General features: G+C 60.9%; 24 protein-coding genes. 11 read left to right on the top strand and 13 right to left on the bottom strand.

What is annotated here, in order from left to right; translation table 11 throughout:
* Positions 1 to 3 precede the first annotated feature (3 nt).
* From dxr to pyrH, 5 genes are all read right to left on the bottom strand, one after another.
* Positions 4 to 1,173 carry a 1-deoxy-D-xylulose-5-phosphate reductoisomerase gene (gene dxr, locus Q1A44_RS14710; protein WP_299626658.1) on the bottom strand — a complete coding sequence of 390 codons (1,170 nt, stop codon included), beginning with the start codon at positions 1,171 to 1,173 and terminating at the stop codon, positions 4 to 6.
* On the bottom strand, positions 1,170 to 1,964 hold the full coding sequence (locus tag Q1A44_RS14715; protein WP_299626661.1) for a phosphatidate cytidylyltransferase: 795 nt from the start codon (positions 1,962 to 1,964) through the stop codon (positions 1,170 to 1,172). Before Q1A44_RS14715 ends, dxr begins: the two co-directional genes overlap by 4 nt.
* On the bottom strand, positions 1,961 to 2,680 hold the full coding sequence (gene uppS / locus Q1A44_RS14720; RefSeq protein ID WP_299626915.1) for a polyprenyl diphosphate synthase: 720 nt from the start codon (positions 2,678 to 2,680) through the stop codon (positions 1,961 to 1,963). The genes Q1A44_RS14715 and uppS overlap by 4 nt, the downstream gene beginning before the upstream one ends.
* Positions 2,681 to 2,805: 125 nt before the next feature.
* Entirely contained in the window at positions 2,806 to 3,369 is a 564-nt protein-coding gene (frr, locus tag Q1A44_RS14725; protein ID WP_299626664.1) for a ribosome recycling factor, read from the bottom strand.
* A 102-nt stretch (positions 3,370 to 3,471) separates the two neighbouring features.
* Positions 3,472 to 4,200, bottom strand: coding sequence for a UMP kinase (gene pyrH / locus Q1A44_RS14730; RefSeq protein ID WP_299626668.1), 729 nt, complete (start codon positions 4,198 to 4,200; stop codon positions 3,472 to 3,474).
* Positions 4,201 to 4,273: 73 nt separating this feature from the next.
* Between pyrH and miaA the strand changes: the two genes are divergently transcribed.
* From miaA to Q1A44_RS14755, 5 genes are all read left to right on the top strand, one after another.
* On the top strand, positions 4,274 to 5,155 hold the full coding sequence (gene miaA, locus Q1A44_RS14735) for a tRNA (adenosine(37)-N6)-dimethylallyltransferase MiaA (protein WP_299626671.1): 882 nt from the start codon (positions 4,274 to 4,276) through the stop codon (positions 5,153 to 5,155).
* Positions 5,156 to 5,224: 69 nt separating this feature from the next.
* Positions 5,225 to 6,043: an AraC family transcriptional regulator gene (locus tag Q1A44_RS14740; RefSeq protein ID WP_299626674.1), complete on the top strand. Its 819-nt coding sequence runs from the start codon at positions 5,225 to 5,227 to the stop codon at positions 6,041 to 6,043.
* A gap of 367 nt (positions 6,044 to 6,410) precedes the next feature.
* Positions 6,411 to 7,496, top strand: a complete 1,086-nt coding sequence (locus tag Q1A44_RS14745; protein ID WP_299626677.1) for an ABC transporter permease — start codon at positions 6,411 to 6,413, stop codon at positions 7,494 to 7,496.
* A gap of 15 nt (positions 7,497 to 7,511) precedes the next feature.
* Positions 7,512 to 8,963: an ABC transporter permease gene (locus Q1A44_RS14750; RefSeq protein WP_299626681.1), complete on the top strand. Its 1,452-nt coding sequence runs from the start codon at positions 7,512 to 7,514 to the stop codon at positions 8,961 to 8,963.
* 106 nt (positions 8,964 to 9,069) lie between these two features.
* Entirely contained in the window at positions 9,070 to 11,157 is a 2,088-nt protein-coding gene (locus Q1A44_RS14755; protein ID WP_299626683.1) for an ABC transporter ATP-binding protein, read from the top strand.
* Positions 11,158 to 11,208: 51 nt separating this feature from the next.
* Here Q1A44_RS14755 and Q1A44_RS14760 read toward each other — a convergent pair whose 3' ends face one another.
* Together Q1A44_RS14760 and Q1A44_RS14765 are read right to left on the bottom strand one after the other, a co-directional pair.
* A complete protein-coding gene (locus tag Q1A44_RS14760) occupies positions 11,209 to 11,649 on the bottom strand; it encodes a hypothetical protein (RefSeq protein ID WP_299626686.1) in 441 nt (146 codons plus the stop codon).
* Positions 11,650 to 11,756: 107 nt separating this feature from the next.
* Positions 11,757 to 12,347, bottom strand: coding sequence for a lytic transglycosylase domain-containing protein (locus Q1A44_RS14765; protein ID WP_299626689.1), 591 nt, complete (start codon positions 12,345 to 12,347; stop codon positions 11,757 to 11,759).
* A gap of 194 nt (positions 12,348 to 12,541) precedes the next feature.
* Here Q1A44_RS14765 and ssb point away from each other — a divergent pair, with 194 nt between their 5' ends.
* A complete protein-coding gene (ssb, locus tag Q1A44_RS14770) occupies positions 12,542 to 13,042 on the top strand; it encodes a single-stranded DNA-binding protein (protein WP_299626692.1) in 501 nt (166 codons plus the stop codon).
* Positions 13,043 to 13,147: 105 nt separating this feature from the next.
* Here the strand turns inward: ssb and aroB are convergent, their stop codons facing one another.
* Positions 13,148 to 14,254 (bottom strand): 3-dehydroquinate synthase, encoded by a 1,107-nt coding sequence (gene aroB, locus Q1A44_RS14775; protein WP_299626695.1) that lies wholly within the window; start codon positions 14,252 to 14,254, stop codon positions 13,148 to 13,150.
* Positions 14,247 to 14,825, bottom strand: a complete 579-nt coding sequence (locus Q1A44_RS14780; protein ID WP_299626698.1) for a shikimate kinase — start codon at positions 14,823 to 14,825, stop codon at positions 14,247 to 14,249. The genes aroB and Q1A44_RS14780 overlap by 8 nt, the downstream gene beginning before the upstream one ends.
* A gap of 92 nt (positions 14,826 to 14,917) precedes the next feature.
* Here Q1A44_RS14780 and Q1A44_RS14785 point away from each other — a divergent pair, with 92 nt between their 5' ends.
* The 3 genes from Q1A44_RS14785 to Q1A44_RS14795 are packed head-to-tail and all read left to right on the top strand — an operon-like array spanning position 14,918 to position 17,560.
* Entirely contained in the window at positions 14,918 to 15,067 is a 150-nt protein-coding gene (locus Q1A44_RS14785; RefSeq protein WP_299626701.1) for a hypothetical protein, read from the top strand.
* Complete coding sequence (locus Q1A44_RS14790; RefSeq protein WP_299626704.1) at positions 15,057 to 16,601, top strand: hypothetical protein; 1,545 nt, start codon at positions 15,057 to 15,059, stop codon at positions 16,599 to 16,601. Before Q1A44_RS14785 ends, Q1A44_RS14790 begins: the two co-directional genes overlap by 11 nt.
* Entirely contained in the window at positions 16,598 to 17,560 is a 963-nt protein-coding gene (locus Q1A44_RS14795) for a site-specific tyrosine recombinase XerD (protein WP_299626708.1), read from the top strand. The genes Q1A44_RS14790 and Q1A44_RS14795 overlap by 4 nt, the downstream gene beginning before the upstream one ends.
* Here the strand turns inward: Q1A44_RS14795 and Q1A44_RS14800 are convergent.
* Complete coding sequence (locus tag Q1A44_RS14800) at positions 17,500 to 18,306, bottom strand: metallophosphoesterase family protein (RefSeq protein ID WP_299626711.1); 807 nt, start codon at positions 18,304 to 18,306, stop codon at positions 17,500 to 17,502. The genes Q1A44_RS14795 and Q1A44_RS14800 overlap by 61 nt on opposite strands.
* Positions 18,307 to 18,376: 70 nt before the next feature.
* Between Q1A44_RS14800 and Q1A44_RS14805 the strand changes: the two genes are divergently transcribed.
* Complete coding sequence (locus Q1A44_RS14805; protein WP_299626714.1) at positions 18,377 to 19,687, top strand: HlyC/CorC family transporter; 1,311 nt, start codon at positions 18,377 to 18,379, stop codon at positions 19,685 to 19,687.
* Here the strand turns inward: Q1A44_RS14805 and Q1A44_RS14810 are convergent.
* The 3 genes from Q1A44_RS14810 to Q1A44_RS14820 form a co-directional block, all read right to left on the bottom strand.
* On the bottom strand, positions 19,684 to 20,517 hold the full coding sequence (locus Q1A44_RS14810; RefSeq protein ID WP_299626717.1) for a LytTR family DNA-binding domain-containing protein: 834 nt from the start codon (positions 20,515 to 20,517) through the stop codon (positions 19,684 to 19,686). The two genes, Q1A44_RS14805 and Q1A44_RS14810, sit on opposite strands and share 4 nt — an antisense overlap.
* 148 nt (positions 20,518 to 20,665) lie before the next feature.
* Complete coding sequence (locus tag Q1A44_RS14815; RefSeq protein WP_299626720.1) at positions 20,666 to 23,086, bottom strand: FAD-dependent oxidoreductase; 2,421 nt, start codon at positions 23,084 to 23,086, stop codon at positions 20,666 to 20,668.
* Between the two features lie 143 nt (positions 23,087 to 23,229).
* The gene (locus Q1A44_RS14820) at positions 23,230 to 23,571 is read right to left on the bottom strand and encodes a hypothetical protein (protein ID WP_299626723.1); all 342 of its coding nucleotides are present in this window, start codon (positions 23,569 to 23,571) and stop codon (positions 23,230 to 23,232) included.
* Positions 23,572 to 23,779: 208 nt separating this feature from the next.
* Here Q1A44_RS14820 and Q1A44_RS14825 point away from each other — a divergent pair, with 208 nt between their 5' ends.
* Positions 23,780 to 26,197: an FAD-dependent oxidoreductase gene (locus tag Q1A44_RS14825; protein WP_299626726.1), complete on the top strand. Its 2,418-nt coding sequence runs from the start codon at positions 23,780 to 23,782 to the stop codon at positions 26,195 to 26,197.
* The last annotated feature ends 6 nt before the right edge of the window (positions 26,198 to 26,203 follow it).

A 26,203-nucleotide genomic window follows, 5' to 3' on the forward strand; every position in this document is an offset into this window, starting at 1 on the left:
GTGTTATCCTGCTCGTTGCTGTATCGCGCTGCGCGCCGCGTTTCTGGTGATGTGGTCCGCAGCCACGACGTTATCAAGGGTCATTGGGGCATCAATATGGCTAGGGTCGGTGTCGGTCAGAACCTGATCAACCACCTCCGCCATGCCGGGGAAAGACAAGTGTCCCGCGATAAACCCGTCCAGGGCCGTTTCCTTAGCCGCGTTGAACACGGCACCCGACAGCCCGCCCCGCTCCATCACTTCGCGGGCAAGACGCAAGGCGGGCCAGCGGACGTCGTCGGGTGCGCGGAAGGTCAGCGCGCCGATCTGGGCCAGGTCAAGCCGTTCGACAGGAAGGCTCTTGCGGGCGGGCCAATGCAGCGCATAGCCGATGGCGTGACGCATATCCGGCGGCCCCACATGAGCCATCAGCGCACCGTCCTTGAAGCCGACCATGGCATGGATCATCGATTCGGGATGCACCAACACTTCGATCTGGTCAGGGGACACGCAAAAATATTCCCGTGTTTCAATGAGTTCCAGCGCCTTGTTGAACATGGACGCACTGTCGATGGTGATCCGCTGACCCATGTCCCAATTGGGATGGGACGACGCCTCGGCCAGGGTGGCACCCGCCAGTTTTTCCATGGGCCAATCGCGGAACGCCCCGCCCGAAGCGGTGATGATGATCCGCTCCACCGCATCCATATCCTCACCCACGAGGGCCTGAAACACGGCGGAATGCTCGCTGTCGACCGGCAATACACGGGCGTTGTGATCCTTGGCGGTTTGCAGGATCAGGCCCCCCGCACAGACCAGCGATTCCTTGTTGGCCAGCGCCAATGTCGCCCCTTGTTGCAGGGCACATATTCCTGGTGCCAGGCCCGCCGCGCCCACAATAGCCGACATCACCCAATCGGCCGGACGGCACCCCGCCTCTGTGAGGGCCGCCTGCCCCGCTGCTGCCTCGACGCCCGAACCAGACAACGCCGCGCGCAGGTCATCCAGGCGCGCCTCATCTGCCGTGACGGCCACGTCGGCGTTCAGACGGATCGCATCATGCGCCAACACTTCAATATTCGACGCACCGGTCAGCGCCACCACGTCATAGGCTTCTGGATCGCGCGCAATAAGATCAATGGTATTCTGACCGATGGAGCCTGTGGCCCCAAAGATCGACACCCGCCGCGTCACAGCACGCCCCCGGGAAACCCCACGACCTGGCCCAGCATCAGCAAGAACACCGACGCGCCCAGCATCCCATCAAAGCGATCCAACACACCACCGTGGCCCGGGATCAGGTCCGAACTGTCCTTGACGCCCATCTTGCGCTTCAGCGCGCTTTCGGAAATGTCGCCCATCTGGCTGGCCATAGACAGCGCAACGGATACCCCGATCAGTTGCAGGCTGGCCTCGGTGTTGATGGCAAAGATGGCCCCGACAATGCCTGCCCCGATCCAGCCAGCCACCGTGCCTGACCATGTTTTCTTGGGGCTGACACGGGGCCAGAATTTGGGCCCACCAATCATGCGCCCAGCAAAATAGCCCACTACATCCGTGACCACGACCACCAGAACCAGCCACACCATCCAGCCAAAACCCAGATCGTCACGCACATTCATCATGCCAAAACCCGCCATCAGTATCAGCACGGTAAAGGTCATGTATGTCGCGCGGTTCCGCTCCAACTGTCCAAAGCCGACCATCGCGGGCGCCAACAACAAAGGCAGGGCAAAGCCTGTCGGCAAATAGATGGCCAACAGCAGAGCCGCGCCCGAAACAGCGCCCAATTGCAAGGCCAGCGGGCGGTTCAGGGGCACCAACATGCGCGCCAATTCCCAAACCATTAACCCGCAGACCAGCGACACCAGCACATGAAAGACGTCCCCGCCCATCCATATGCCCCAAACGCCCACCAGCACCATGATCAGGCCAGACCCCATGCGCGTGGCCAGGTCAGACCATTTTTCGGGTTTCTCGCTCATGGTTTGACCCCTCCGAACCGGCGATCGCGCCCGCCATAGTTCTCGCACAGCGCGGTGAATTCCGCGCGCCCGAAATCCGGCCAGAGCGTGTCGATAAACTCGTATTCCGCATACGCCGATTGCCACAGCAGAAAGTTGGAAATGCGGGCCTCGCCGCTGGTGCGAATGACCAGGTCAGGATCTGGTAAAACATAAGTATCCAAATACTTTGGAAGCGTTTCTTCATCCACCGTTTCCGGATCCAGCTTGCCCGACGCCACGTCTTCGGCCAGCCGTTTGGTGGCGCGCGCCACCTCGTCGCGGCCGCCATAGTTCAGGGCAATGGTCAGATGCACGCTGGTATTGTGCGCGGTCAGCGCCTCCAACTCGTCCATGAGCGCGATCAGTTTTTTGTCCAACCGCACCCGATCTCCAATGAACCGCACACGCGCGCCGAATTCGTTCAGCGCGCGGGCCTCTTTGGTGATGTAGCGGCGAAAAAGGCTCATCAGGCCCGCAACCTCGACCTGGGTGCGTTTCCAGTTCTCGGTCGAGAAGGCAAAGATCGTCAGATATTCGACACCGATATCGGGACAGGTTTCCACCACTTCGCGGACCCGGCGGGCACCGGCATGGTGACCAAACAGGCGCGGCCGCCCCCGTTGCGTCGCCCAACGGCCATTGCCGTCCATAATGATGGCGACGTGACGCGGGCCGGTATGTGCGGGGTCAGCGATGGTGTGATCCTTGGGGTTGTTTTACGAAAAAACGTCGCTGGCAGAAATGTGGTCAACCGTTTCCATCCGGGGCTCCGCCCTTCCACAGGCAGAAAAGGCCCCCGGACGTTTTCCAATCAGGCCTGTTAGACCTGCATGATCTCGGCTTGTTTGGTTTCAAGCGCTGCATCAATCCCCTTGATGGCCGCGTCGGTCATATCCTGAACCTCGCCTTCCCACAGCTTCTGGTCATCCTCGGACATACCGTCAGCCTTGGCCTTCTTGATCTGGTCCATGCCGTCGCGGCGCACATTGCGGATACTCACGCGGGCGTTTTCAGCATAGCTTCCCGCGACCTTGGTCAATTCGCGGCGGCGCTCTTCGTTCAGTTCGGGGATGGGCAGCATGATGATGGTGCCGTTGAGCTGCGGATTGATGCCCAACCCGCTTTCACGGAGCGCCTTTTCCACCTTGTTCACAAGGCCCTTGTCCCAGACGTTGATGGTCACCATGCGCGGTTCCGGCACGTTGACGGTGCCCACCTGGTTGATCGGCGTCATGGAGCCGTAGGCATCCACCATCACCGGCTCAAGCATGGAAGCCGACGCACGGCCCGTGCGCAGCGAGGCAAATTCGGTCTTGAGGTTCACCATTGCGCCGTCCATGCGGCGCTGAAGGTCGTCTGTATCCAGCATGAAGTCGTCTGACATGCGTTTTCCCCGTATTCATTATGTGGACGATGGCCGGTTTTCACCCGGTATAAATCATCGCAGGTGCGGATGGCCAGCAGGAGTTGTGCAGGCCTTGCTTAGTCAGCCCTGCACCCGTGTGTAAGTTCCCTCGCCCGCCAGAATGCCCCGGAACCCGCCGGGCTCATCCAGCGAGAAGACGATGATGGGAAGGTTGTTGTCGCGGGCAAGCGCGATGGCGCTGGCATCCATCACGCCCAGACGCTTGGCCAACACGTCATCATAACTGACCGTGTCATAACGCACCGCGTCGTCGTGCTTGGCCGGGTCTTTGTCATAGACGCCGTCGACCTTGGTGCCTTTGAAAATCGCTTCGCAGGACATTTCGTTGGCTCTCAGGGTCGCCGCCGTGTCGGTGGTGAAGTACGGATTGCCCGTCCCGGCGGCAAAGATGCAGACCCGCTTTTTCTCTAGATGGCGCACGGCGCGGCGGCGTATATAGGGCTCGGCCACCTCGTTCATGGTGATGGCGCTGATCACGCGGGTGTGGATTTTCAGGCCCTCAAGCGCCGATTGCATCGCCAGCGCATTCATGACCGTTGCAAGCATCCCCATATAGTCGGCGGTTGTCCGCTCCATGCCCTGGGCAGATCCTTGCAGCCCGCGAAAGATATTGCCGCCACCGATGACCATGCAAATCTCGACGCCCATATCGTGGACGGATTGGACTTCTCGGGCAATCCGTTCGACGGTTGGCGGGTGCAGGCCGAACCCCTGGTCGCCCATCAAAGCCTCGCCCGAAATCTTCAGCATGACCCGTTTGAAAGTAGCTCCGGTGTCTGTCTCGACCATGGCGTGTCCCCCGCTCTTTGATATTGCGCGCAACCTGTCCTAAAACGGCCCGGTTTTCAATGGACAGAACCACATGATTGCCGACCTGATCGCATCTTTGCGCCCCGACGCGCCCGTTCTGATTGCCGGGCCGACTGCGTCTGGCAAATCCGCGCTGGCGCTGGCCATCGCCGAGGCGCAGGGCGGTGTCATCGTAAATGCAGATGCAAGCCAGGTTTATGACTGTTGGCGGGTGCTCACGGCCCGCCCCTCAGCCCAAGAAGAGGCGCGCGCACCGCATCGGCTTTATGGGCACCTGCCCTATGACGCGCCCTATTCCACCGGGCACTGGCTGCGCGAGGTTGCGCCCATTCTTGGTACCGAACGAGCCATCTTTGTGGGCGGCACGGGCCTCTACTTTACCGCGCTGACCGAAGGGCTTGCCGAAATACCGGCCACACCTGCCGCTGTGCGGACGCAAGCCGACGCGATGGACCTCAATGACATGCGTGACGCACTCGACGCGTCGACGGCCAAGCGCATCGACCTGGCCAATCGCGCCCGGGTGCAACGCGCCTGGGAGGTTCTGCACGCCACAGGCCGGGGCCTTGCCGATTGGCAGGACGACAAGACCGAGGCGATCCTGCCGCGTGGCAGCTATACCGGCATCGTCATGGACAGCCCCAAGGATTGGCTAACCCCGCGCATCGAACAGCGCTTTGCCCAGATGCTGGATCAAGGGGGGCTGGAAGAGGCACGCACCATGCAAGACCGCTTTGACCACGGGCTGCCATCGTGTCGCGCCATCGGGGTGGCAGAGGCGATGGGTGTGCTTAATCAAACCCTGTCGCGCGCCCAAGCAATTGAGGCCGCCACCATCGCCACCCGGCGCTATGCCAAACGGCAACGGACCTGGTTTCGCGCTCGGATGGGCGACTGGCACTGGGTCCCCTCTGCAACGCTTGCCGAAAAATGACTATTTCCGCTTAGCTGCTCGAATTTTCCATGCAAAAATGGGATTGAGTTGATCAAAGCGAACATTGTCATGTCTTTGCCACCCATCCACGTCTCTACACTGTCGCAATGGACAGGCGGTCAGGATTGGCGTCTGACGCTGGCCCATGATCGGCCTGCGCATCTGCTGATCTGGATCACACGGGGCCAGGGTCGGTTGCTTTTGAATGGAACGCGGCGCGGTGTAGGGACGAATAATGCGATCTCTGTACCGCCTCACACGCTCTTTGCATTGGACCTGGGGCGACAAAGCATGGGGCAAGTCGTCGTGATCCCCGACGGGACCGACGTGCGCCTGCCCACCGGTCCACGCCAATTGCGGCTGCGCGACAACACGGCGATTTCGGAACTGGCAGCTTTGTTCGAAGTGGCGCAGCGCGAGGTGAGCCATCCGCGCCCCCTGTCCCAGGACGCGATGGATGCGCATGTCGCGCTGATGTCGGTCTGGCTGCGCCGTCAGATTGCCGAGCCGGAACATCTGCCCTTGGCGATGAACGCCGCCGCCCGACTGAGCGCCGCATTCTGCGCCCGGGTCGTCGATCATCACCGCGAGGGCCTGTCGATGGCCGATCATGCCGCCGCACTCGACGTGACGCCCACACACCTGACGCGCGCCTGCAAGGCGGCCACGGGCAAAACGGCCGCCGATCTGCTGACCGAGCGGGTGCTTTATGCCGCGCGGGTCGCATTGATTGAAACGACCGTGCCCGTTCAGGATGTGGCGCGCCATCTGGGCTTTGGATCGGCGGCTTACTTTACCCGGTTCATGCAGCAACATACCGGGCAAACCCCGACTGCCCTGCGCCGCAGCGCCGGACCAGAGGGCAACACATTGCGCCGCCAAAACTGACGGCAAAGCAGGCAATGTCGTAAATGCGATAACCAAATGTCGCAAACAGGCGACGATTCATCCACGCTCACCGTTGACCTGTGGCTTTATCTGTTGCCTCATGGACCTATCGTAATTTTTGAGACAGTCAGTCCATCCCGATTGCACCAGCGCGCAGGTGGCAGGACTGACGGAAAAGGATGGGGACAACGCACCAGGGGCCACTCCTTTGGGGCGCACCAAGGCAAAACCAAGCACGACACGAAAAATCAGCAAAACGAACTGCGGCCCGGGCATCCGGGCGTCAAAAAATGTGAGGCCCACCAAATGAGGCCCGCACACTCACCGGCAGGAAACTCTGCCACAAGCCACCCAACAGGGGCGACATATGGGACTATTCATTCTTAGACGACTGGGCGTGATGATATTGACGGCCTTATGCCTGACATTCCTCGTCTTCTTTCTGACCAACCTCTATCCAAACCTTGAAAAACTGGCCAAGACCCAAGGCAACTTCCGCATGTCCGAAGAGGAAGTGCAAAGTTGGCTTGAGCCGCGCGGCTTTACCGATCCGATGTTGATCAAATATGGCCGCTGGCTGGGCGTTGTGCCCGGTTGGGTCAACGAGGACGAAGACGGAACTGTAACTGGCAAATGCTTTGCCCCCAACACACCCGAGGACGAACGCTCCAGCTTTTGTGGCGTTATCCAGGGCGATTGGGGCTATTCGCTGGTGTTCAAGGATGATGTCGGCGGTCTGGTGATGACGCGGTTGGCGGCCACAGGCAAGCTGATGGGCTTTGTTCTGTTACTGATGGTGCCGCTGTCGTTGATCGTTGGGGTGCTGGCGGGCATGCGCGAAGGCTCGGGGCTTGACCGGTCACTCTCGACCTTCTCGATCGCCACAACTGCCACACCTGAATACGTGTCGGGGGTTGTGTTCATTGCTCTGCTGGCCTCGTCCAAGTTCGGGGTCTCACCGCTTTTGGCGGAATGGGGCTGGATCGAGGGCAAAACGCTCTTTTCCGGGTCGGCCACCAAGGCCATTGACGACGCGACCTTTGCCAACTTCACCCTGCCGGTGCTGACCATTGCCCTTTATGGCATGGGCTATATCGCGCGGATGACGCGAGCCTCCATGACCGAGGTGATGACGGCGCAATACATCCGCACTGCGCGACTCAAGGGAGTAAGCTTTGGCAACATCGTGATGAAACACGCGCTGCGCAACGCGCTGATCGCGCCGTTCACGGTGATCATGCTACAAATCCCGTGGCTCTTGAATGGGGTCGTGATTGTCGAGACGCTCTTTAACTACAAGGGCTTTGGCTGGCTGCTGGTGCAGGCGGCAGGCAACAATGACATCGAACTTCTGTTGGCCGTCTCGGTCGTCTCTGTGGTCGTGGTGCTGATCACGCAGCTGATATCGGATATCGGCTACGTCTTCCTCAACCCACGCATCCGCATTTCTTAAGGGAGGGCCAGAGATATGGAACCTTTGACGTGGACAGGCGCCGTTGGCCAATTCTTGGACCCGGTCGCCTATGTTTTGGCAATTGTCTTTGCCATCGCCCTGTTGGCGCAAATCGTGCTGAGCGTGGTGACAAGTGGCGCGCGGGTTGTGACCAACCCCGACGGCACACTGAGTTCGGCAGGCGGACCCTATGATCTGGCGGCCTCGGCGGTGCGTTGGATTGGCCTTGCCCTGCTGGTGGTTGCAATCCTCTACATCGGGATCGGCGTTGTCGGTGGGCCCGGTGCAGTGGGTATTGTCGGCGGTATGGCGCAACAATTGCTGCCTGTGTGGATCGCATTGATCGTCACCTTTGTCGTGTCGATCAAGTACAAGCGCAAGCTGGGTCTGTACGGCAAACTCTTTGACAGCACCGTGGGCATGATCGGCTTTGCACTGGTGATGTTCTGGGTGTTTGCCGGCGTGATGGCGGGCGTCTTTGACTGGATCACCACCCATGACAGCCTCAGCCAGGTGTCGGGGATGAAGAACAAAGGCCCGGGCACACCGCTCTTTGGGGCAGAGGACGGCGAATATGCCTGGTATCTGCTGGGCGGTGACAACCTGGCACGCGATGTCTTCAGCCGTCTGTTCAAAGGCGCCTGGGTCGTGGTGCAGATCGCGCCGCTGGCAACGCTTTTTGCTTTTATGGTCGGGATCACCCTCGGCCTGCCCGCCGGATATTATGGCGGACGGCTCGATACGATCCTGTCGTTCTTGGCGAACCTGATCCTCGCCTTCCCGGTTATTCTGCTGTTTTATCTGCTCGTGACGCCGGAGATCGTGGCGACGGGCATTCCCAACTATATGGCAACGGTTCTGTTCGTGTTCCCGCTGGTTTTTGTGGCGGTGCTGCTGAATTCGCGCTTTTACACCCAGCCAAGCCTGCGCACGCCGCTTTTGATTGTGGTGCTGGGTGTGTTGGGTTGGATCTATCTGTCACTGATCTCGGATGCAGGGTCGAAGGTGGCGGTGCTGCCCGAGTTCCTGGACCTCTTTGACATCCCCGCTGGGATACTTGTGGTGTTCGTGTCGGTGGTTTTTGTGAACGCGCCCACGGTCTTTCGGATCGTGCGGGGCCTGGCACTGGACATCAAGACACGGGACTATGTAGCGGCAGCCCAGACCCGGGGTGAAGGCCCCTGGTACATCATGCTGTGGGAGATCCTGCCCAACGCCCGTGGCCCCCTGATCGTGGATTTCTGTCTGCGCATTGGCTACACCACGATCCTCTTGGGCACCTTGGGTTTCTTTGGCCTGGGGCTGGAATCGGAAAGCCCCGACTGGGGCACAACGATCAACACCGGTCGCCAGCTTATTCGGGCCTATGTCCATCCCCTGCTGCCGCCGGCGATCTCGTTGATGACGCTGGTGCTTGGGTTGAACTTGCTGGCCGATGGTCTGCGCGAAGAAAGCCTGAAGGACTAGGTTGAGACGGCGGGACCGGGGGCCAGCCCCCGGACCCCCGGAGTATTTTTGAAGAAAAGAAGCAGGGGGCATCAGACCCCCGACACTCCGACAGGGAGAACATGAGATGGCGAAAACGGATTATGACGGCCCGATCCTTGAGATCGACAAGCTGAGCATTTCCTTCTTTACGCGGCTGCGGGAAATCCCGGCTGTGATGGACTTTTCCGTAACCGTGCAACCGGGTGAGGCCGTAGGCCTTGTGGGCGAGAGCGGCTGCGGCAAATCCACCGTGGCCTTGGGCGTCATGCAGGATCTGGGCAAGAACGGCCGCATCGTCGGCGGTTCGATCAAGTTCAAGGGCCGTGACCTTCAGGAAATGAGCGCCGAAGAGCTGCGTGACATTCGCGGTTCCGAGATCGCGATGATCTATCAGGAACCCATGGCCTCGCTGAACCCGGCGATGAAGATCGGCAAGCAGCTGATGGAAGTCCCGATGATACATGCGGGCATGTCCGAAAAGGAAGCCTATGACCGCGCGCTTCAGGTGGTCACGGATGTGAAACTGCCCGATCCCAAGCGGATCTTGAACAGCTTCCCGCACCAACTGTCGGGGGGGCAGCAACAGCGGATCGTCATCGCCATGGCGCTGATGTCAGAGCCGTCCCTGCTGATCCTGGATGAGCCCACAACCGCCCTTGATGTGACAGTGGAGGCGGCCGTGGTCGAGTTGGTCAAGGATTTGGGCAAGAAATACGGAACCTCGATGCTGTTTATCTCGCATAACCTGGGCCTGGTCCTTGAGACCTGCGACCGCATCTGTGTGATGTATTCCGGCGAGGCGGTGGAACGCGGCAGTATCAAGCAGGTCTTTGACGAGATGCAGCACCCCTATACTCAGGCGCTGTTCCGGTCGATCCCCCTGCCCGGCGCAGACAAGAACGCGCGTCCCCTGGTGGCAATACCTGGCAACTTCCCCCTGCCCCACGAGCGCCCACCGGGCTGCAACTTTGGGCCCCGTTGCGACTACTTTGAAGCGGGCCGTTGTGACGCGGACAAGACGATCAAGATGGCCCCGGCCAATGCTGATGGCAGCCATGAAACCCGCTGTCTGAAGTTCCAAGAGATCAACTGGAACGCCCCGCCCGAACTGGGCGAGGTCAAGACCAAGGGCGCCGTCGGCGATGTCGTTTTGAAAATGGACAACCTCAAGAAGTATTACGAGGTGGCCGCTTCTGCCCTTTTCTCCTCTGGCGAGAAGAAGGTGGTCAAGGCAAACGAGACCCTGAGTTTCGAGGCCCGCGAGTCCGAAACCCTCGCCATTGTGGGCGAATCCGGTTGCGGCAAATCCACCTTTGCCAAGGTTCTCATGGGCCTTGAGACCGCGACGGAAGGCACCATCACCCTAGGCAACAATGCGATCCAGGACATTCCTATCGAAAAGCGCGATACGCAAACCGTGGCCGATATCCAGATGGTGTTCCAAAACCCCTTTGACACGCTGAACCCCTCGATGACCGTGGGGCGGCAGATCATTCGGGCGCTGGAAATCTTCAAGATCGGCAATAACGAGGCTGAGCGTCGCGCGCGGATGCTGGAACTGCTTGATCTGGTCAAGCTGCCCCGCGCCTTTGCCGACCGGATGCCCCGCCAACTGTCGGGTGGGCAAAAACAGCGCGTCGGCATTGCCCGCGCCTTTGCGGGCGACGCGCGCATCGTTGTCGCGGATGAACCCGTCTCGGCCCTTGACGTGTCGGTTCAGGCCGCTGTCACCGACCTGCTGATGGAGATCCAGCGCGAGCACAAGACCACGCTGCTCTTTATCAGCCACGACCTTTCCATCGTGCGCTATCTCAGTGACCGGGTCATGGTGATGTATCTGGGCCATGTGGTGGAATTGGGCAGCACCGATCAGGTGTTTTCGCCCCCCTATCACCCTTATACCGAGGCGCTGTTGTCCGCCGTGCCCATTGCCGACACCAAGGTCGAGAAAAAGCACATCGTGCTCGAAGGCGACATTCCATCGGCGATGAACCCGCCCTCCGGTTGTCCGTTCCAGACCCGCTGCCGCTGGAAATCCGAAGTGCCGGGGGGCCTGTGTGAAAAAGAGGTGCCGCCGGTGCGGATGCTAGCCGAAGGCCATCAGGTCAAATGCCACCTCAGTGACGAAAAACTGGCGCAGATGGAACCCGTCATCAAGATCGCTGCCGAATAAACAAACGGGGCCGCATTACGCGGCCCCTTTCTCATCCTGATTGTGGCGGGTTCAGGCCGCAGGGTTCATCAGGATATAATAATACGTCTGAAGATCAGCGTAGTTCGAGGCCAGGACCCCGCCCAGGTAGCCGATCCAGAACTGCCACCCACGTGGGTTGCTGCGCGCAAAGATCTGGCTCATCACAAAGCCGACCGGCGCAATGGCCACACCCGCGATATAGGCCCCCATTACATAGTTGCCCATGACCATTTGATAGATGGTTATAACGTCCAGCGACGCCAGCACCAGAAGGCCCACATTCATCGCGAAAAGCGTGCCCGCGATACCGCCTGCGAGGCCACCAACGGCGATCATGTCCCAATGCAGGCGGCGTTTTTTCTCGGTTTCCTGAACCAGGTGGTCCTTGCGGTAAGCGCCCGCGCCCGAAACCTCTTGGTTTTCGATCCGCGCAAGGCGTTGTTCAAAGGTGCTTTGGGCGGCGTGGGCCATGGGCGTTATCCTTTTGTCTGTGCGCGGCGAAACCGCGTGTCTGGTACACGCATGACAAGACAAAATGGCGGGATCGTGGCGGCAAAACGCAAATTTTGGGTGCAGCCTTAGCTGCCCCAGATGATTTTCACGTAATTGCGCGTTTCCTTGAAGGGCGGGACACCGTTGTAGCGTTTGACGGCCCCCGGACCGGCATTGTAGGCGGCCAGCGCCAGACGCCAACTGCCAAAGGTCTGGTACTGCTTTTTGAGATAGCGCGCGCCACCTTCGAGGTTCTGGCCCGGGTCTTCGCGGTCCACGCCGAGCGCGCGGGCAGTGGCGGGCATCAACTGGGCAAGGCCATAGGCGCCCTTGTGCGAACGCGCCTTGGAATTCCAGCCGGATTCCTGCTGGACCAGCCTCAAGAACAGGTCTTCAGGCACCCCATGCTTGCGCGCGGCGCGTTTGGCCATGCTGAGGTAAGGGCCGTTATACTTGCCGTTGAACTTGGGGCTTTGGCTGTCCCACTTGGTGGGCGTGATCACCTTGGGAGGCTGCAAGCGGACCGAGTTGGAGTATTGTTTGGAGGCGCGGGTGTCGAGGATGCTGGTTTGCGACTTGAAGAGCTTGGAACGGTTGCGCGTGGACAGAACATCCGCCGCAGCTGCCTGCCCCAGCAATGCGCAAATCACCACTCCGCCCGTCAGTGCCCGTCTCAAGCGTTTTGCCCCTCACCATCGTGGCCCGTTGTCCACAGGGCACCAAATAGCGGTTTTTTCGCGCTTGTGCCAGTCTCAACCACATATGCCTGTTTAACTGGCTTTAACCATGTTTCGGCGAAGTATAGGTTGTTGCAAATTCAAGGCGGCGGCCCGGGAATCGGTGCGTGCCCAAGGACAAAAAGGGGAATCACATGGCAGGATCAGTGAACAAGGTCATCCTGATCGGCAATCTGGGGCGCGACCCAGAGGTGCGCACGTTCCAGAATGGCGGCAAGGTCTGCAATCTGCGAATTGCCACATCCGAGACGTGGAAAGATCGCAACACGGGCGAGCGCAAGGAGCGGACAGAATGGCACTCGGTTGCGATTTTCTCCGAGCCTCTGGCGCGGGTGGCCGAGCAATATTTGCGCAAAGGCTCCAAGGTTTACATCGAAGGTCAGCTTGAGACCCGCAAGTGGCAGGACCAGTCGGGCCAGGATCGCTATTCCACCGAAGTCGTGTTGCGCCCTTACCGATCCGAGCTAACCATGCTGGACGGTCGCGATGGCGGCGGTGGCGGCGGCGGCAACTTTGGCGGCGGCGGTGGTGGTGGCCAGATGGGCTATGACGACCGGGGCGGCGACTATGGCGGTGGTGGTGGATCGTCCACGCCAACACCTTCACGCGATCTCGACGACGAAATCCCGTTCTAGGCGACGCGGATTTTGACACAAAATCCGGCTCGGAAACTGACACAGTTTCCGGGTCCAGGCCTCTAATGTCTGTCCAAGCAATTAAACCGGCGCGTCAGTTTCCGCCTAGCCCCCGTGGGCACGCAGCACATCCAGCACCATTTCGGGCGTTACATCACCGGTGACAAAAGCGTCACCAATGCCGCGCGCGAGCACAAAATTCAGCCGACCAGCCACTACCTTCTTGTCCTGCCCCATAAGGTTCAGCAACGCGTCCGCCGACGGCAAATCACCCGGGATATCTGACAGGTCTGACTTCATCCCCATGGCCTGAAGATGCGCCCGTACCCGGCTCGGCTCTTCCTGACTGACCAACCCCATCCGCGCCGACAGCGCAAAGGCAAGGCTACAGCCAATTGCAACCCCTTCGCCATGCAGCAGCCGATCCGAATACCCTGTGGCCGCCTCAAGCGCATGGCAGAACGTGTGGCCCAGGTTCAAAAGCGCCCGGTCCCCCTGCTCCGTTTCATCACGCGTCACGATCTCGGCCTTCATCTCAACCGACCGCTTGACGGCCCGAACCCGCAACGCCATGTCACCTGCCGCCATCGCCGCCGCGTTCTCTTCCAGCCAATGGAAAAACACCGCGTCCCCCAGCAGGCCGTATTTCATGACCTCGCCATAGCCCGCCAGAAAATCGCGCGGGCTCAGCGTGCCAAGGACCTCTGTATCAGCCAGCACCAAGCTCGGCTGGTGAAACGCACCCGCCAGGTTCTTGCCCTGCGCCGTATTGATGCCCGTCTTGCCCCCGACCGAACTGTCCACCTGCGCCAAAAGCGACGTGGGCACCTGCACAAAGCGCACACCGCGGCGCAGGATCGCGGCGGCAAAACCCACCAGATCACCGATCACGCCGCCGCCCAAGGCCACAACCACATCGCGGCGCTCAACCTTTTGGTCCAAAAGCCACTCGGTCACCTGCGCCAGATGGGCCCAACCTTTGGTCGCCTCGCCCGGGGGCAATTCCAACACGGTGCAACCGATGCCTTGCGCCGCCAAACCCGCTTTGAAGGCCTCAAGATGCAGCGCCGCCACACGGCTTTCCGTCACCACGGCCACCTGCGGGCGCGGCAGAAACGGCGCGATCAGTGCCCCTGCCTCGACCAGCAAGCCCGGCCCGATGACGACGTCATAGGCGCGCTCGCCCAAGGGGACATGTACGGTTTCACGCATCACTTCTCTCCAACACATCCGGGCGGTCGGCCAGCAAAACGGCAATCACCCGGTCCACCATTTCCTCGATGGACAGATCCGGTAGGGACGTCACCGCCACATCCGCCAGTGAATACAGCGGCACCCGGGCTGCATAAATCTCGGCCAGGGTTGCACGGGGATCAGGGGTGCGCAGCAAGGGCCGCGTATCCTTGTGGCGCACCCGTTGCCACAAAAGATCCAGATCCGCATTCAGCCAAACCGACACGCCGCGCGCGGTGATGTTGGCGCGGTTGACCTCCGCCAGAAACGCGCCCCCGCCGGTGGACAGGACGCCACGGGCCTCGTCCAAAAGACGTGCGATCACTTGGGTTTCCTTGGCGCGGAAAAACGCCTCCCCGTCCCGCTCAAAAATCTCGGGCACCGTACGGTCAGCCGCAGCCTCAATCTCGGCGTCGCTGTCCAGGAACGGCACGTCCAGCCTTTGGGCCAGTCCACGGCCCACAGCCGTCTTGCCGGCACCCATCATCCCGACCATCACGATGGTTTTTTTCAGGGTGTACCGGGGTTTTGAGTGCTGATTTTCGCTCATTGCGCTGTCAATGACGTGATTTTGTAAAAAAGGCCATATATGCTTTGAGCAAAACAACAAAAGCACGCGCAATTATCTGGGGCAGAGCAATCATGGGCCGTATCTTCAAGCTGTTGATCTTTCTGGTGATCACCGGGTTCATCGGTCTGGTGGGCTATGCCTATGTCGGTGAATATTTTGGGGCCAACTTTTCGCCGCCGCAATCCGAGACGCGGCTGCCTGTGACGCTCGATGCCGAATAGGCTGGGACAGATCGGCTTGCCCCTGGTCGCGGTGCTGGCGATTGCGGGGGGCGCAATGGCGCAGGCGCCCGACAACAAGCCGCTGAACGTGATTGACTGGCTTGATGAGCAGACCAGCGCCGCCCCTGCACCGCAACCCAGCGAGCCCGATGTGGCCAATAGCGGGTCCGTGCCAACGGTATCCGTGGCTCCGCTCAATTCGGCCGCCCCACAGCGCGTGGGCCTTGCCCCCGCCAATGTGACAGGCCTGCCAGACGGCATCTGGGCGGGCAGCGACGGGGCACAGCTGGCCCGCACTGTGCGCGACATGCCGATACTGCACCTGCCTGCCCTGCAATCGCTCTACTACACCCTTCTGCTCGCCGAGGCCGCTCCGCCCCGCACCAGCGCCGACGCCTTTGACATGGCCCGCATTGATGCGCTGATGGATCTGGGTGCACTGGATCCGGCGCTGGCCCTCGTCGAACAAACCGGCCCTGATCTGAACCGCGCCCATTTCGCCCGCTATACCGATATGGCCCTTCTGGCGGGCACCGAAAGCCGGGCCTGCGCCATCCAGCGCGCCCAACCGACCCTGACCCCAAGCGAGGCGCACAGGGTCTTTTGCACCGCGCGGGACGGTGATTGGCAAACCGCCGTGCTGGTTCTGGGCACCGCCCGCGTGCTGGGGATGATTCCTGACACAACCGCCCAAGCGCTTGAACGATTTCTGGATCCTGACCTGTTCGAGGATGAACCACCCCTCGCTGTACCGGCCATGCCCGACCCGCTTCTCTTTCGCCTCTATCAGGCGATTGGCACACCCATCCCCACGCGGATCTGGCCGCTGGTCTATGCCAATGCCGATCTGTCGGACACCGCAGGCTGGAAGGCACAGATCGAGGCCGCCGAGCGTCTGGCGCGCAGCGGAGCATTGCCCGACAACCGCCTGTTGGGCCTCTATACCCAACGCCAACCTGCCGCCTCTGGCGGGGTCTGGGACAGGGTGGCGGCGCTCCAACGCTTTGAAACAGCGCTTGGCACGCGCAGCCCTGCGGCCGTGGCCAAGACTTTGCCGAATGCCTGGCAACAAATGCGCCGGGCGCGGCTCGCCGTACCCTTTGCCAACCTCTTTGCCGCCGATCTCAGCGACATCGTGCTGAGCGGGCGAACCGCCGACATCGCCTTTGAGGTGCTGCTGTTGTCGTCCCAATACGAGACGGCGGCACGCACCTTTCCTGCGCGTGCGTTGCAACGACCTGTGCTGGCGGCCGCGGCCTCGGGCGAGGTGCGCGCCGATCTGTCGGCCAGCGGCACCGCAGGCGCCGTGCTCAGCGGGTTTCGCGACGCGGCCCCGGATGCAGATATCATCGCCGCCGCGCAATCCGGCAGGCTAGGCCACGCCCTCTTTGACACTCTGCGCTTGATGGATGCAGGAGGCAAAGGCGATGTGGCGCAGCTGAGCACCGGGCTTGCCACTCTGCGCGCGCTCGGGCTTGAGGACGTGGCGCGGCGGGCAGCCCTTCAGGTTCTGCTGTTGGGGCCGCAATCATGACAACCCATTGGATTTCCACCTTTCTCGACGCGCAAGCCGCCGAACTGGGGGCTGCGCGCAACACGCTTTTGGCCTATGGACGCGACCTCAAGGATGTGCAGGAGTGGCTCGCGGCCAAAGGATTTGACTTTGACAGCGCCGGGCAAGCCGAGGTTGAGGGCTACCTCATTCACTGCGACGCCCAGGGCCTTGCCAAATCCACCCGCGCGCGGCGGCTTTCGGCCATCAAACAGCTATACCGTTTTGCGTTCGAAGAGGGCTGGCGCGCCGACAATCCGGCGATCCAAATCGCCAGTCCCGGCCAGGACAAGCGCCTGCCCAAGACGCTGGACGAGGGTGAGGTGGATCGGTTGCTGGAGGCCGCGCAGACCTTTGGGCGCAACACCCATGACAAGCTGCGCGACACCTGTTTGATGCAACTGCTTTACGCCACCGGGATGCGGGTCAGCGAATTGGTCAGCCTGCCGGTCTCTGCCGCACGGGGCAATCCGCAGATGCTGCTGATCCTGGGCAAGGGCGGAAAGGAACGGATGGTGCCCCTGTCGCCACCTGCCCGCGCGGCTTTGGCCGCCTGGATCAAGCTGCGCGATACCCGCGTCGAAGAACAGGCGCAAAAAGGCCAGACACCCAGCCCAGCCCTTTTTCCCTCGCGCGGCACCTCGGGCCACCTGACGCGGCACTGGTTCTATACGCGGATCAAATCGCTTGCGGTCCATGGGGGCGTCTCACCGGACAAGGTCACACCGCACACGCTGCGGCACGCCTTTGCCACGCATCTGTTGGCTGGTGGCGCTGACCTGCGGGCAATCCAGACGATGCTGGGCCACGCCGATGTGGCCACGACCGAGATTTACACCCATGTGGTGGATGCCCGGCTGACCGAACTGGTGCTGGATCATCACCCACTGTCGACGGGGCGGCGCAAATCCAGGGGCAAGACTTCCTCAGACGGCCAATAACCAGTCAGCAATGCTCGGTCATAACCCTGGGTCAGGCCCGCGGCCTGCATATCGGCCACCGCGCCCTGCGCATCATAGTCCAGATCATGGACCGTGACGGCGCCCTTCTCCAGAATGGCAAAACGGGTGGCCATACGCCCATCATGGGCAGGCATCCCGATCACACCCGCATTGATCCATCGGCCTCGGCGCAGCTCACGGACAAAGGGGATACCGCTATGCCCGGCAACCACGTGATCCACCGGACCAATTGCAGCCTCCAGCAGGTCCCATTCCGCCTCAAACTCCGTATCCGGGCTCACCGACCACAAGAATCGGGCCACATCACTGACCCCACCATGGATGACCGCGTAACGCGCCTCCGCTTGGGAGAAGGTCAACACATCGGGCAAGGCGCCCATCCAAGCGCGATCATCTGCACCAATCGCTGCGTCCGCAAAACGAAACCAGCCCACCGACAACAGATCGCAGGCCGATCCCGCGTCAAAGCCACAGCCGCAATCGGGCGCACCTGCCGCCAGTTGACGCTCGCAATTGCCCGCCACGATCGCACAGGCGCTGGCGCGGATCGCCGCCACGGTTTGGACAGGCGCGCCGCAATAAGCGACCACATCACCGGTACAAAGCGGCACCGCGCCACGCGCCTCAGCCTTGGCCAACACAGCGCGCGTGGCCTGCACATTGGAATAGGGGCCGCCGAAAATCAGCACAGGGCCCGTCAAAACGCCCAGGTCTTTGTGACGCATCTGCCGCCTTCCCTTGAATGCAACGTACGGCACCCCCATAACGCAAGGCAGATCAAAGGATAAATCACGAATGGATGACCCAAGTACCGCATTTGACGCCGCCTTCTATATGACGGGAGGCACGATCCTGATGTTGCTGGTGTTGTCGGGCTTTTTCTCGGGCTCGGAAACGGCGCTCACGGCAGCCTCGCGCGGCAAGCTGCGCAGCCAGGCCGACAAAGGCTCAAAGGGGGCACAACGGGCGCTCGACATCACAGATGACAATGAGCGGCTCATTGGCTCCGTCCTGCTGGGCAACAACCTTGTGAACATCCTGGCCACGTCGTTGGCCACGGCGCTCTTTACCCGTGCCTTTGGCGAAAGCGGTGTAGCGGTGGCCACTCTGGTCATGACGCTCTTGGTGCTGATCTTTGCCGAGGTGCTGCCCAAAACCTATGCCATCACCAATTCCGAGACCGCCGCCTCGCTGGTGTCGCGGCCCATCTCGATTGTAGTGACGGTCTTTTCGCCCATCGTGTCGGCGGTGCGGTTGCTGGTGCGTGGCGTTTTGCGGGTCTTTGGGGTCCAGATTGACCCCGACAGCCACATCATGGCCGTGCGCGAGGAAATTGCGGGCGCGCTGCATCTGGGCCACTCCGAAGGGGTGGTGGAAAAGGAAGACCGCGATCGCATCCTGGGCGCGCTCGATCTGGGCGATCGCACGGTCGAAGAGATCATGCTGCACCGCTCGGGCATCGAGATGATCAATGCCGCCGACGATCCCCAATCCATTCTTGAGCAATGCCTGAAATCCAACCACACCCGGCTGCCCGTCTACCAGGATGAACAGGAAAATATCATCGGGGTGATCCACGCCAAGGACCTCCTGCGCGCCATGTACAAAATCATCGGCGGGCCGGATGGCGATGCCAGCGCGCTCAAGGATTTCGACATCTCGGACGTGGCCATGGCGCCCTATTTCGTGCCCGAAACCACGACACTGGACGACCAGATGCGGCAATTCCTGCGCATCCGCAGCCACTTTGCGCTGGTGGTCGACGAATACGGCTCGCTTCAGGGCCTGATCACGCTTGAGGATATCCTTGAGGAAATCGTGGGCGAGATCACCGATGAATTCGACCCCGATGCCGAACATCAAGTGCAGCGGAGCGAGGACGGCCACTATTTTGTCGATGGGGCGATGACGATCCGCGATCTGAACCGGGCCACCGAATGGAACCTGCCCGATGAAGAGGCCAACACCGTCGCCGGTCTGGTCATCCACGAAGCCCAGATGATTCCCACCGTGGGCCAGGTGTTCAGCTTTCACAACTTCCGCTTTGAGGTGATGCAACGCGAGGGCAATCGGATCACCGCGCTGCGGATCAAGGCGCTGGACTAGCTGGCAAGCCGGTCGGCCTCAAGGCTGTTCAACCACTGGCGCACGTCCTCCATCCGACCGCGCGCGACCGGCACATCCGTGCCATCCACCAACCGCAGGTTCGAACCCGAAAGCTTGACAGCCTGCGCCTTTGCCACCCAATGAGAGCGATGCGTCTGAATGCCGTCGGTCTCATCCACCTGATCCAGCAGGGTGGCCATGCGCTCGCGCACGGTTTCAACGCCGCTTTCGCTGTGAACCTCGAGGTAATGCTCGGCCGCCTTGACGCGCAGGATACCCGCCAGCGCAACTTTGCGCCCCGCCAGGATTACGTGGCGCCCTTCGGGATCATTTGCCGCTTTGCGCGCCCGCATTGAAGGCAGCAACCACAACAGTGCGATTGTCTCAAAGGCATGGGCCACCACGATATTGCGCAGGTTCATCTGCCAGGTCATGACCTCAAAAGGAGGAGAACCCGGCACAAACAAAACGGTCAGAATCGCGCCAGCCCCATAGGTCGCCATCAACAGCAGAGGCGTCGACAGGAAAATCAACGGGATTGGTCCGCGGAACAGCTTGCACCATATCCCATCAGTCAGCAGCGCATAGAAAGGCGAGATCGCAAGATAGAGCGCCAGCGCCAACCACCAGAAGCTCAGGCGCAGCCAAAAGCTGTCGAACTGGGGCAAAGTCACCGGATGGCCAGTCGACAAGATCACAAAGCCCACCGCGAACAGCGACCACATCGGCCACGTCCCGTAGAGCTGGTACATTTCACGTATCGTGAAATGCGTCACAGCACCATTCGAGACATATAATTGCACTTGGCGATCATATGCAGGACCCAACATGGGTTTTGCTTAGCATGTGACGCCAACTAGAGTAAACGGATCACAACGGCCTGACAGAGGGTGCGGCGACGCAATTACGTCGTTTCAGTATACAGGCCTGAATCACCAGTACATTGTATCGTCGCCGCACCTTCAACCCTTGCGCAAATCATGCGCGCAGGCGCGTGCCGTCCGGATCAAAGGGCGCAGCGCCAAGTATAGTTGCCCCATGCGGCTGTCCCAGCACCATCACCTCGACCCGGTCCCCCGGCCCTGCATCCTTCACGTAGCCCAGGGCAAGGCTCATCCCGACGGAATAGCCATAGGCCCCCGAGGTGACACGACCGATACCCGCACCCGCGCGAAAGATCGGCTCGCCCCCTGTTGCATCAGCCCCGGACGCATCCGTATCCGCATCGTCGAGGTGCAGAATGACCAGCGATTCGCGGGACGGCCTGGCCATGGTCTCGGCCACCGCATCCTTGTTGAGAAAGTCCTTGTCCATCTTGACCAACCGATCCAAACCCACCTCTTGGGGCCAGTATTCGGGGCTGTATTCACGGCTCCAAGAACCATAGCCCTTCTCGATCCGCAGGCTCATCAAGGCACGGCTGCCCACCGGCCCGATGCCCATATCGCGCCCAGCGGCAATCAGCGCCTCATACAGCCGCACCTGATCCTCGGTCGCACAATGCAACTCCCATCCCAGATCGCCAGTGAATGACACCCGCAACGCCAAAACCTCGACACCCGCCAGCTCGATCCGCGCTGAACGCATAAAGGCGAAATCCTCGGTCGCCAGCGACGCGTTGGTCATCCGTTGCAACATGGCGCGACTGTCGGGGCCTGCCACGTTAAAGCCACAAACGGCCTCGGTCCGGCTCTCAAACGTTGTCCCTTCGGGCAAAGGCACTTGTTTGAAGAACCGCTGGTGATAGCGTTCCGCCATCCCCGACCCGATGATCCAGAATTCGTCATCTGCCAGACGAGTCACGGTGAAATCGCCTGCAATACCGCCGCGTTTCCCGATCAACGGCGTCAGGCAAGACCGCCCCACGGCCCTGGGCATCCGGTTGGCAAAAACCGCGTTCAACCACGCCTCGACCCCCGGTCCTTTGCATTCATATTTGGCAAAGTTCGAGATATCGATAATGCCGCCGCGCGCGCGCAGCATTTTGCATTCCTCGCCCACAGGCCCCCACCAGTTCTGACGGGTAAAGCCATCCGTGTCCTGCACGTCAGGGCCATCGGCAAACCACAGCGGGTGCTCCCACCCGTAGTTCAGGCCCATCACCGCGCCCATGGCGCGCTGCATGTCATACACGGGGCGGGTGCGCACCGGGCGGCCCGCACTGCGCTCCTCATTCGGGAAATGAATTTTGAAGCGGTTGGCATATTGGTCGCCCACCCGTGCCTTGGTAAATTCTTTACCAGCCCAGGCGCCAAAACGGGCCATGTCCCAGGGGAACATGTCGTATTTGGTCTCACCCTCGATGATCCATTGCGCGGCCAGCAACCCCATGCCGCCCGACTGGGAAAAGCCCGGGATGATCCCGTTGCAACAGAAATAGCCCGTCAATTCCGGCACCGGCCCAAACAACACATTGCTGTCCGGCGACCAGATCATCGGCCCGTTGATGACACGCTTGATCCCCGCCGTGCCCACCACAGGCACCCGGTCGATGGCGCGCATCATGTTGTCCTCGATGCGCTCTAGATCATCGGCAAAAAGTTCATGGCCAAAACCCTGCGGCGTGCCATTCTCCGCCCACAGGCGGTAATCCTTCTCATAGGCCCCAACGAGCAACCCCTGCCCTTCCTGGCGCAGGTAATACTCTCCATCCCGGTCCGCAACGGACGGCAAACGACGGTCCATTCCCGCAATCTCGGCGATGGTCTCGGTCACGAAATACTGATGCTCGGTCGGCTGCAAGGGCAGCTCGATGCCCGCCAGAGCGGCCACCTCACGACCCCACAGGCCGGCTGCATTGACCACCCAAGGGGTCGCGATATCGCCCTTCCCGGTGCGCACGATCCAGGTGCCATCCGGCTGTTGCTCAGTCCCCGTCACGGGGCAAAACCGAATGATCTCGCCCCCGTTCTGGCGGGCACCGGCGGCGTAGGCATTGGTCACGCCCGACGGGTCCACATTGCCGCCCTCAGGTTCCCACATGATACAGCGGATGCCGTCATAATCGACCAGAGGATGCAACCGCTCTGCCTCCGCCCGGTCGACCTCGTAGAAATTCATGCCATACAGCTTGGCCTTGGCCGCCTGCAAACGCAGCTGGTGTTCGCGGGCCTCGGTCTGCGCCAGATAGAGCGAGCCGGGCTGAAACACGCCACACCCCTGGCCCGTCTCCTGCTCCAACTCCTTGTAGAGGCCCATGGTATAATGCTGAATACGACTGATATTGGTGCTGTCATGCAGCCCGTGAATATTGGCCGCCGCGTGCCAGGTAGAGCCTGAGGTCAGCTCGTCCCGCTCCAGCAGAACCACATCGGTCCAGCCCAGCTTGGTCAAATGATAAAGGATCGAGCAGCCAATCACGCCACCTCCGATCACTACGGCCTGAGCATGGGTGCGCATTCTGTCCTGTCCCGTCCAAATGTCTCTGTCAGGCATACTGTCGCGCCGTTCCGCGCGCAGGTTGCGCAAAGACGACAGTTTTGGTCGCAACAGAACAACAGCGCGGGATTATTGAAAACCGGTCTCCGGCACCGTTTCAAGTTTCAGCGCACGCGCACCTTGATCCTCTCACCGGCAACAGTGATCGTCTCACGGCCCTTTTTCCGGGCGGTAAAGATAATCTCAACCGCCGGGGTCCACCCGCCACAGGTCCGGCTCTTGGTCACTCCCCATTTGCCGTTGCTCAACACCCCGAGCTTGGTGTCGCGGGTGCGGTTCGGGTCAACATTGCGGGGCCGCGCCCCACATTCACCGCGAAAACCATTAACAACCATGGACTGACCCACCTTCATATCGACCGACCTATGAAACGGGATCTGGTTGTTCGGATTGGCCCAGGCCGTTGACCCCAGACACAAAAGCACGACAAAAACACAACGCAGCATGGCCAATCCTCCATTCCATCGCCGCAACACTAAAGCATCCAATACGCGCGTCAAAGGCTGCGATCCAGCCGCCCCCTTTCAAAACGCATACGCCATTCACGACACCCCACGTCGCTTTCATGGCGCACAGCCCCTGCTTCTTCTCTTTAAAAATACTCAAAACGCCAGAAGCGCATCCCAGCGCATCGCCAGATCAGGAGAGCCAGACATGCAAACCACCACCCGTGTCGCCATCATCGGCGGGGGCGTCGTCGGCGCATCCGTGCTTTATCACCTGACCAAACTGGGCTGGTCCGATGTCATGCTGCTGGAACGCTCCGAACTGACCTCGGGCAGCACATGGCACGCGGCGGGCGGCTTTCACACGCTCAACGGTGACACTAATATGGCGGCGCTTCAGGGCTACACCATCCGGCTCTACAAAGAGCTTGAAGAGATCACCGGCATGTCCTGTGGCCTGCACCATGTGGGCGGGGTTACGTTGGCCGACAGCCAGGACCGGTTCGATATGCTGCTGGCTGAACGGGCCAAACACCGGTTCATGGGGCTGGAGACCGAGATCGTCACCCCCGAAGAGATCGCCAAGATCGCGCCCGTCACCAACACCGACGGCATCATCGGCGGGCTTTATGACCCGCTCGACGGCCACCTTGATCCCTCCGGCACAACCCACGCCTATGCCAAGGCCGCGCGCATGGGCGGCGCGCAAATTCACACCCATACCATGGTGCGCGAAACCAACCAGCGTCCCGACGGAACCTGGGACGTGGTCACCGACAAAGGCACGGTACATGCCGAACATGTGGTGAATGCCGGTGGCCTCTGGGCGCGCGAAGTAGGCGCGATGGCCGGCGTCTATTTCCCGCTGCACCCGATGGAACACCAGTACCTCGTGACCGAGGATGTGCCGCTGATTGTCGAGATGGCCAAGGACGGGGTCGAACACCCTCACGTCATGGACCCGGCGGGCGAAAGCTATCTGCGGCAAGAGGGCAAGGGCCTCTGCATCGGCTTTTACGAACAGACCTGTCGGCCTTGGGCCGTGGGCGGCACGTCGTGGGACTTTGGTCAGGATCTCTTGCCAAACGATTTTGACAAGATCGAACAAAGCATTGATTTCGCTTACAAACGCTTCCCCGACCTGGAGCGGGCGGGCGTCAAGAACGTGATCCACGGTCCCTTCACTTTTGCCCCGGACGGCAATCCGCTGGTGGGCCCCGTGCCCGGCATGCGCAACTACTGGTCCGCCTGCGGCGTCATGGCGGGGTTCAGCCAGGGGGGCGGCGTGGGTCTCATGCTCGCCCAATGGATGGTCGAGGGAGAGCCCGAGCGCGACGTGATGGCCATGGACGTGGCCCGCTTTGGCGACTGGATTACGCCCGGCTACACGCTTCCCAAGGTGATCGAGAACTACCAGAAACGCTTTTCCGTCGCATACCCGAACGAAGAGCTGCCCGCCGCGCGACCCAACCGCACCACACCGATGTACGACATTTTCAGCGACATGGGCGCGGTCTGGGGCCAGCAGTTTGGCCTCGAAGTGGCCAATTACTTCGCTCAAAGCGGCGACCCAGACTATGAAACACCATCCTTCCGCCGCTCAGACGCATTTGACGCCACCGCGCGCGAAGTGAACGCCGTGCGCACGTCTGTCGGCATCAATGAGGTCCATAATTTCGGCAAATATCTGGTCACCGGCCCGCGCGCCCGCGCATGGCTCGATCGGATCATGGCGGGGCGCGTGCCGCAACCGGGCCGCATCTCGCTCACACCCATGCTCAGCCCGAAGGGCAAGCTGATCGGTGACTTCACCATGTCCTGTCTGGGCGCGGAAACCTTCCAACTGACGGCCTCTTACGGCAGTCAGGCCTTTCACTATCGCTGGTTCCTGCAACATCAAGAAGACGGCGTAACCATCGAAAATATCAGCGATAAACGAAACGGCTTCCAAATCGCAGGCCCACGCGCCCGCGACGTCCTCCAGGCTTGCACGCTGACGGATATGACCGAAATGAAGTTCCTCGACGTGTGGCCCATGACCGTTGGCATGACCGACTGCATCGTACAACGGGTCAGCTATACCGGCGATCTGGGCTTCGAAATTTATTGTGATCCCATGGCGCAGCGCCAGCTATGGCACACGCTCTGGCGTGCAGGTGCAGATCACGACATGGCTCCCTTTGGGATGCGCGCGATGATGTCACTGCGGCTCGACAAGTTTTTTGGCTCGTGGATGGCCGAGTTCTCGCCGGATTACACAGCGGCCGAAACCGGCCTTGACCGGTTCATCTCGTGGAAGAAAAACACCGACTTCATCGGACGCACCGCCGCAGAGGCAGAGCGCGCAACCGGCCCCGCCCGCCAACTTACCGCGTTTGAGGTCGATGCCGACGACGCCGACGTGCATGGCTACGAACCCATTTGGCTCGACGGCGCGGTCGTGGGCTTCTGCACTTCGGGCGGCTACTCGCATCATGCGCAAAAGTCAGTTGCCCTGGGCTTTTTGCCCACCGACCAGATCGCCGAAGGCCGCGCGGTCGAGATCGAAATTCTAGGTCAGATGCGCCCGGCCCGCGTGATCACCACACCGCTTTTCGATGCGGATGGCGCTCGGATGCGGGGGTGATAGACT

This window comes from uncultured Tateyamaria sp., from assembly GCF_947503705.1.
Taxonomy (GTDB): domain Bacteria; phylum Pseudomonadota; class Alphaproteobacteria; order Rhodobacterales; family Rhodobacteraceae; genus Tateyamaria.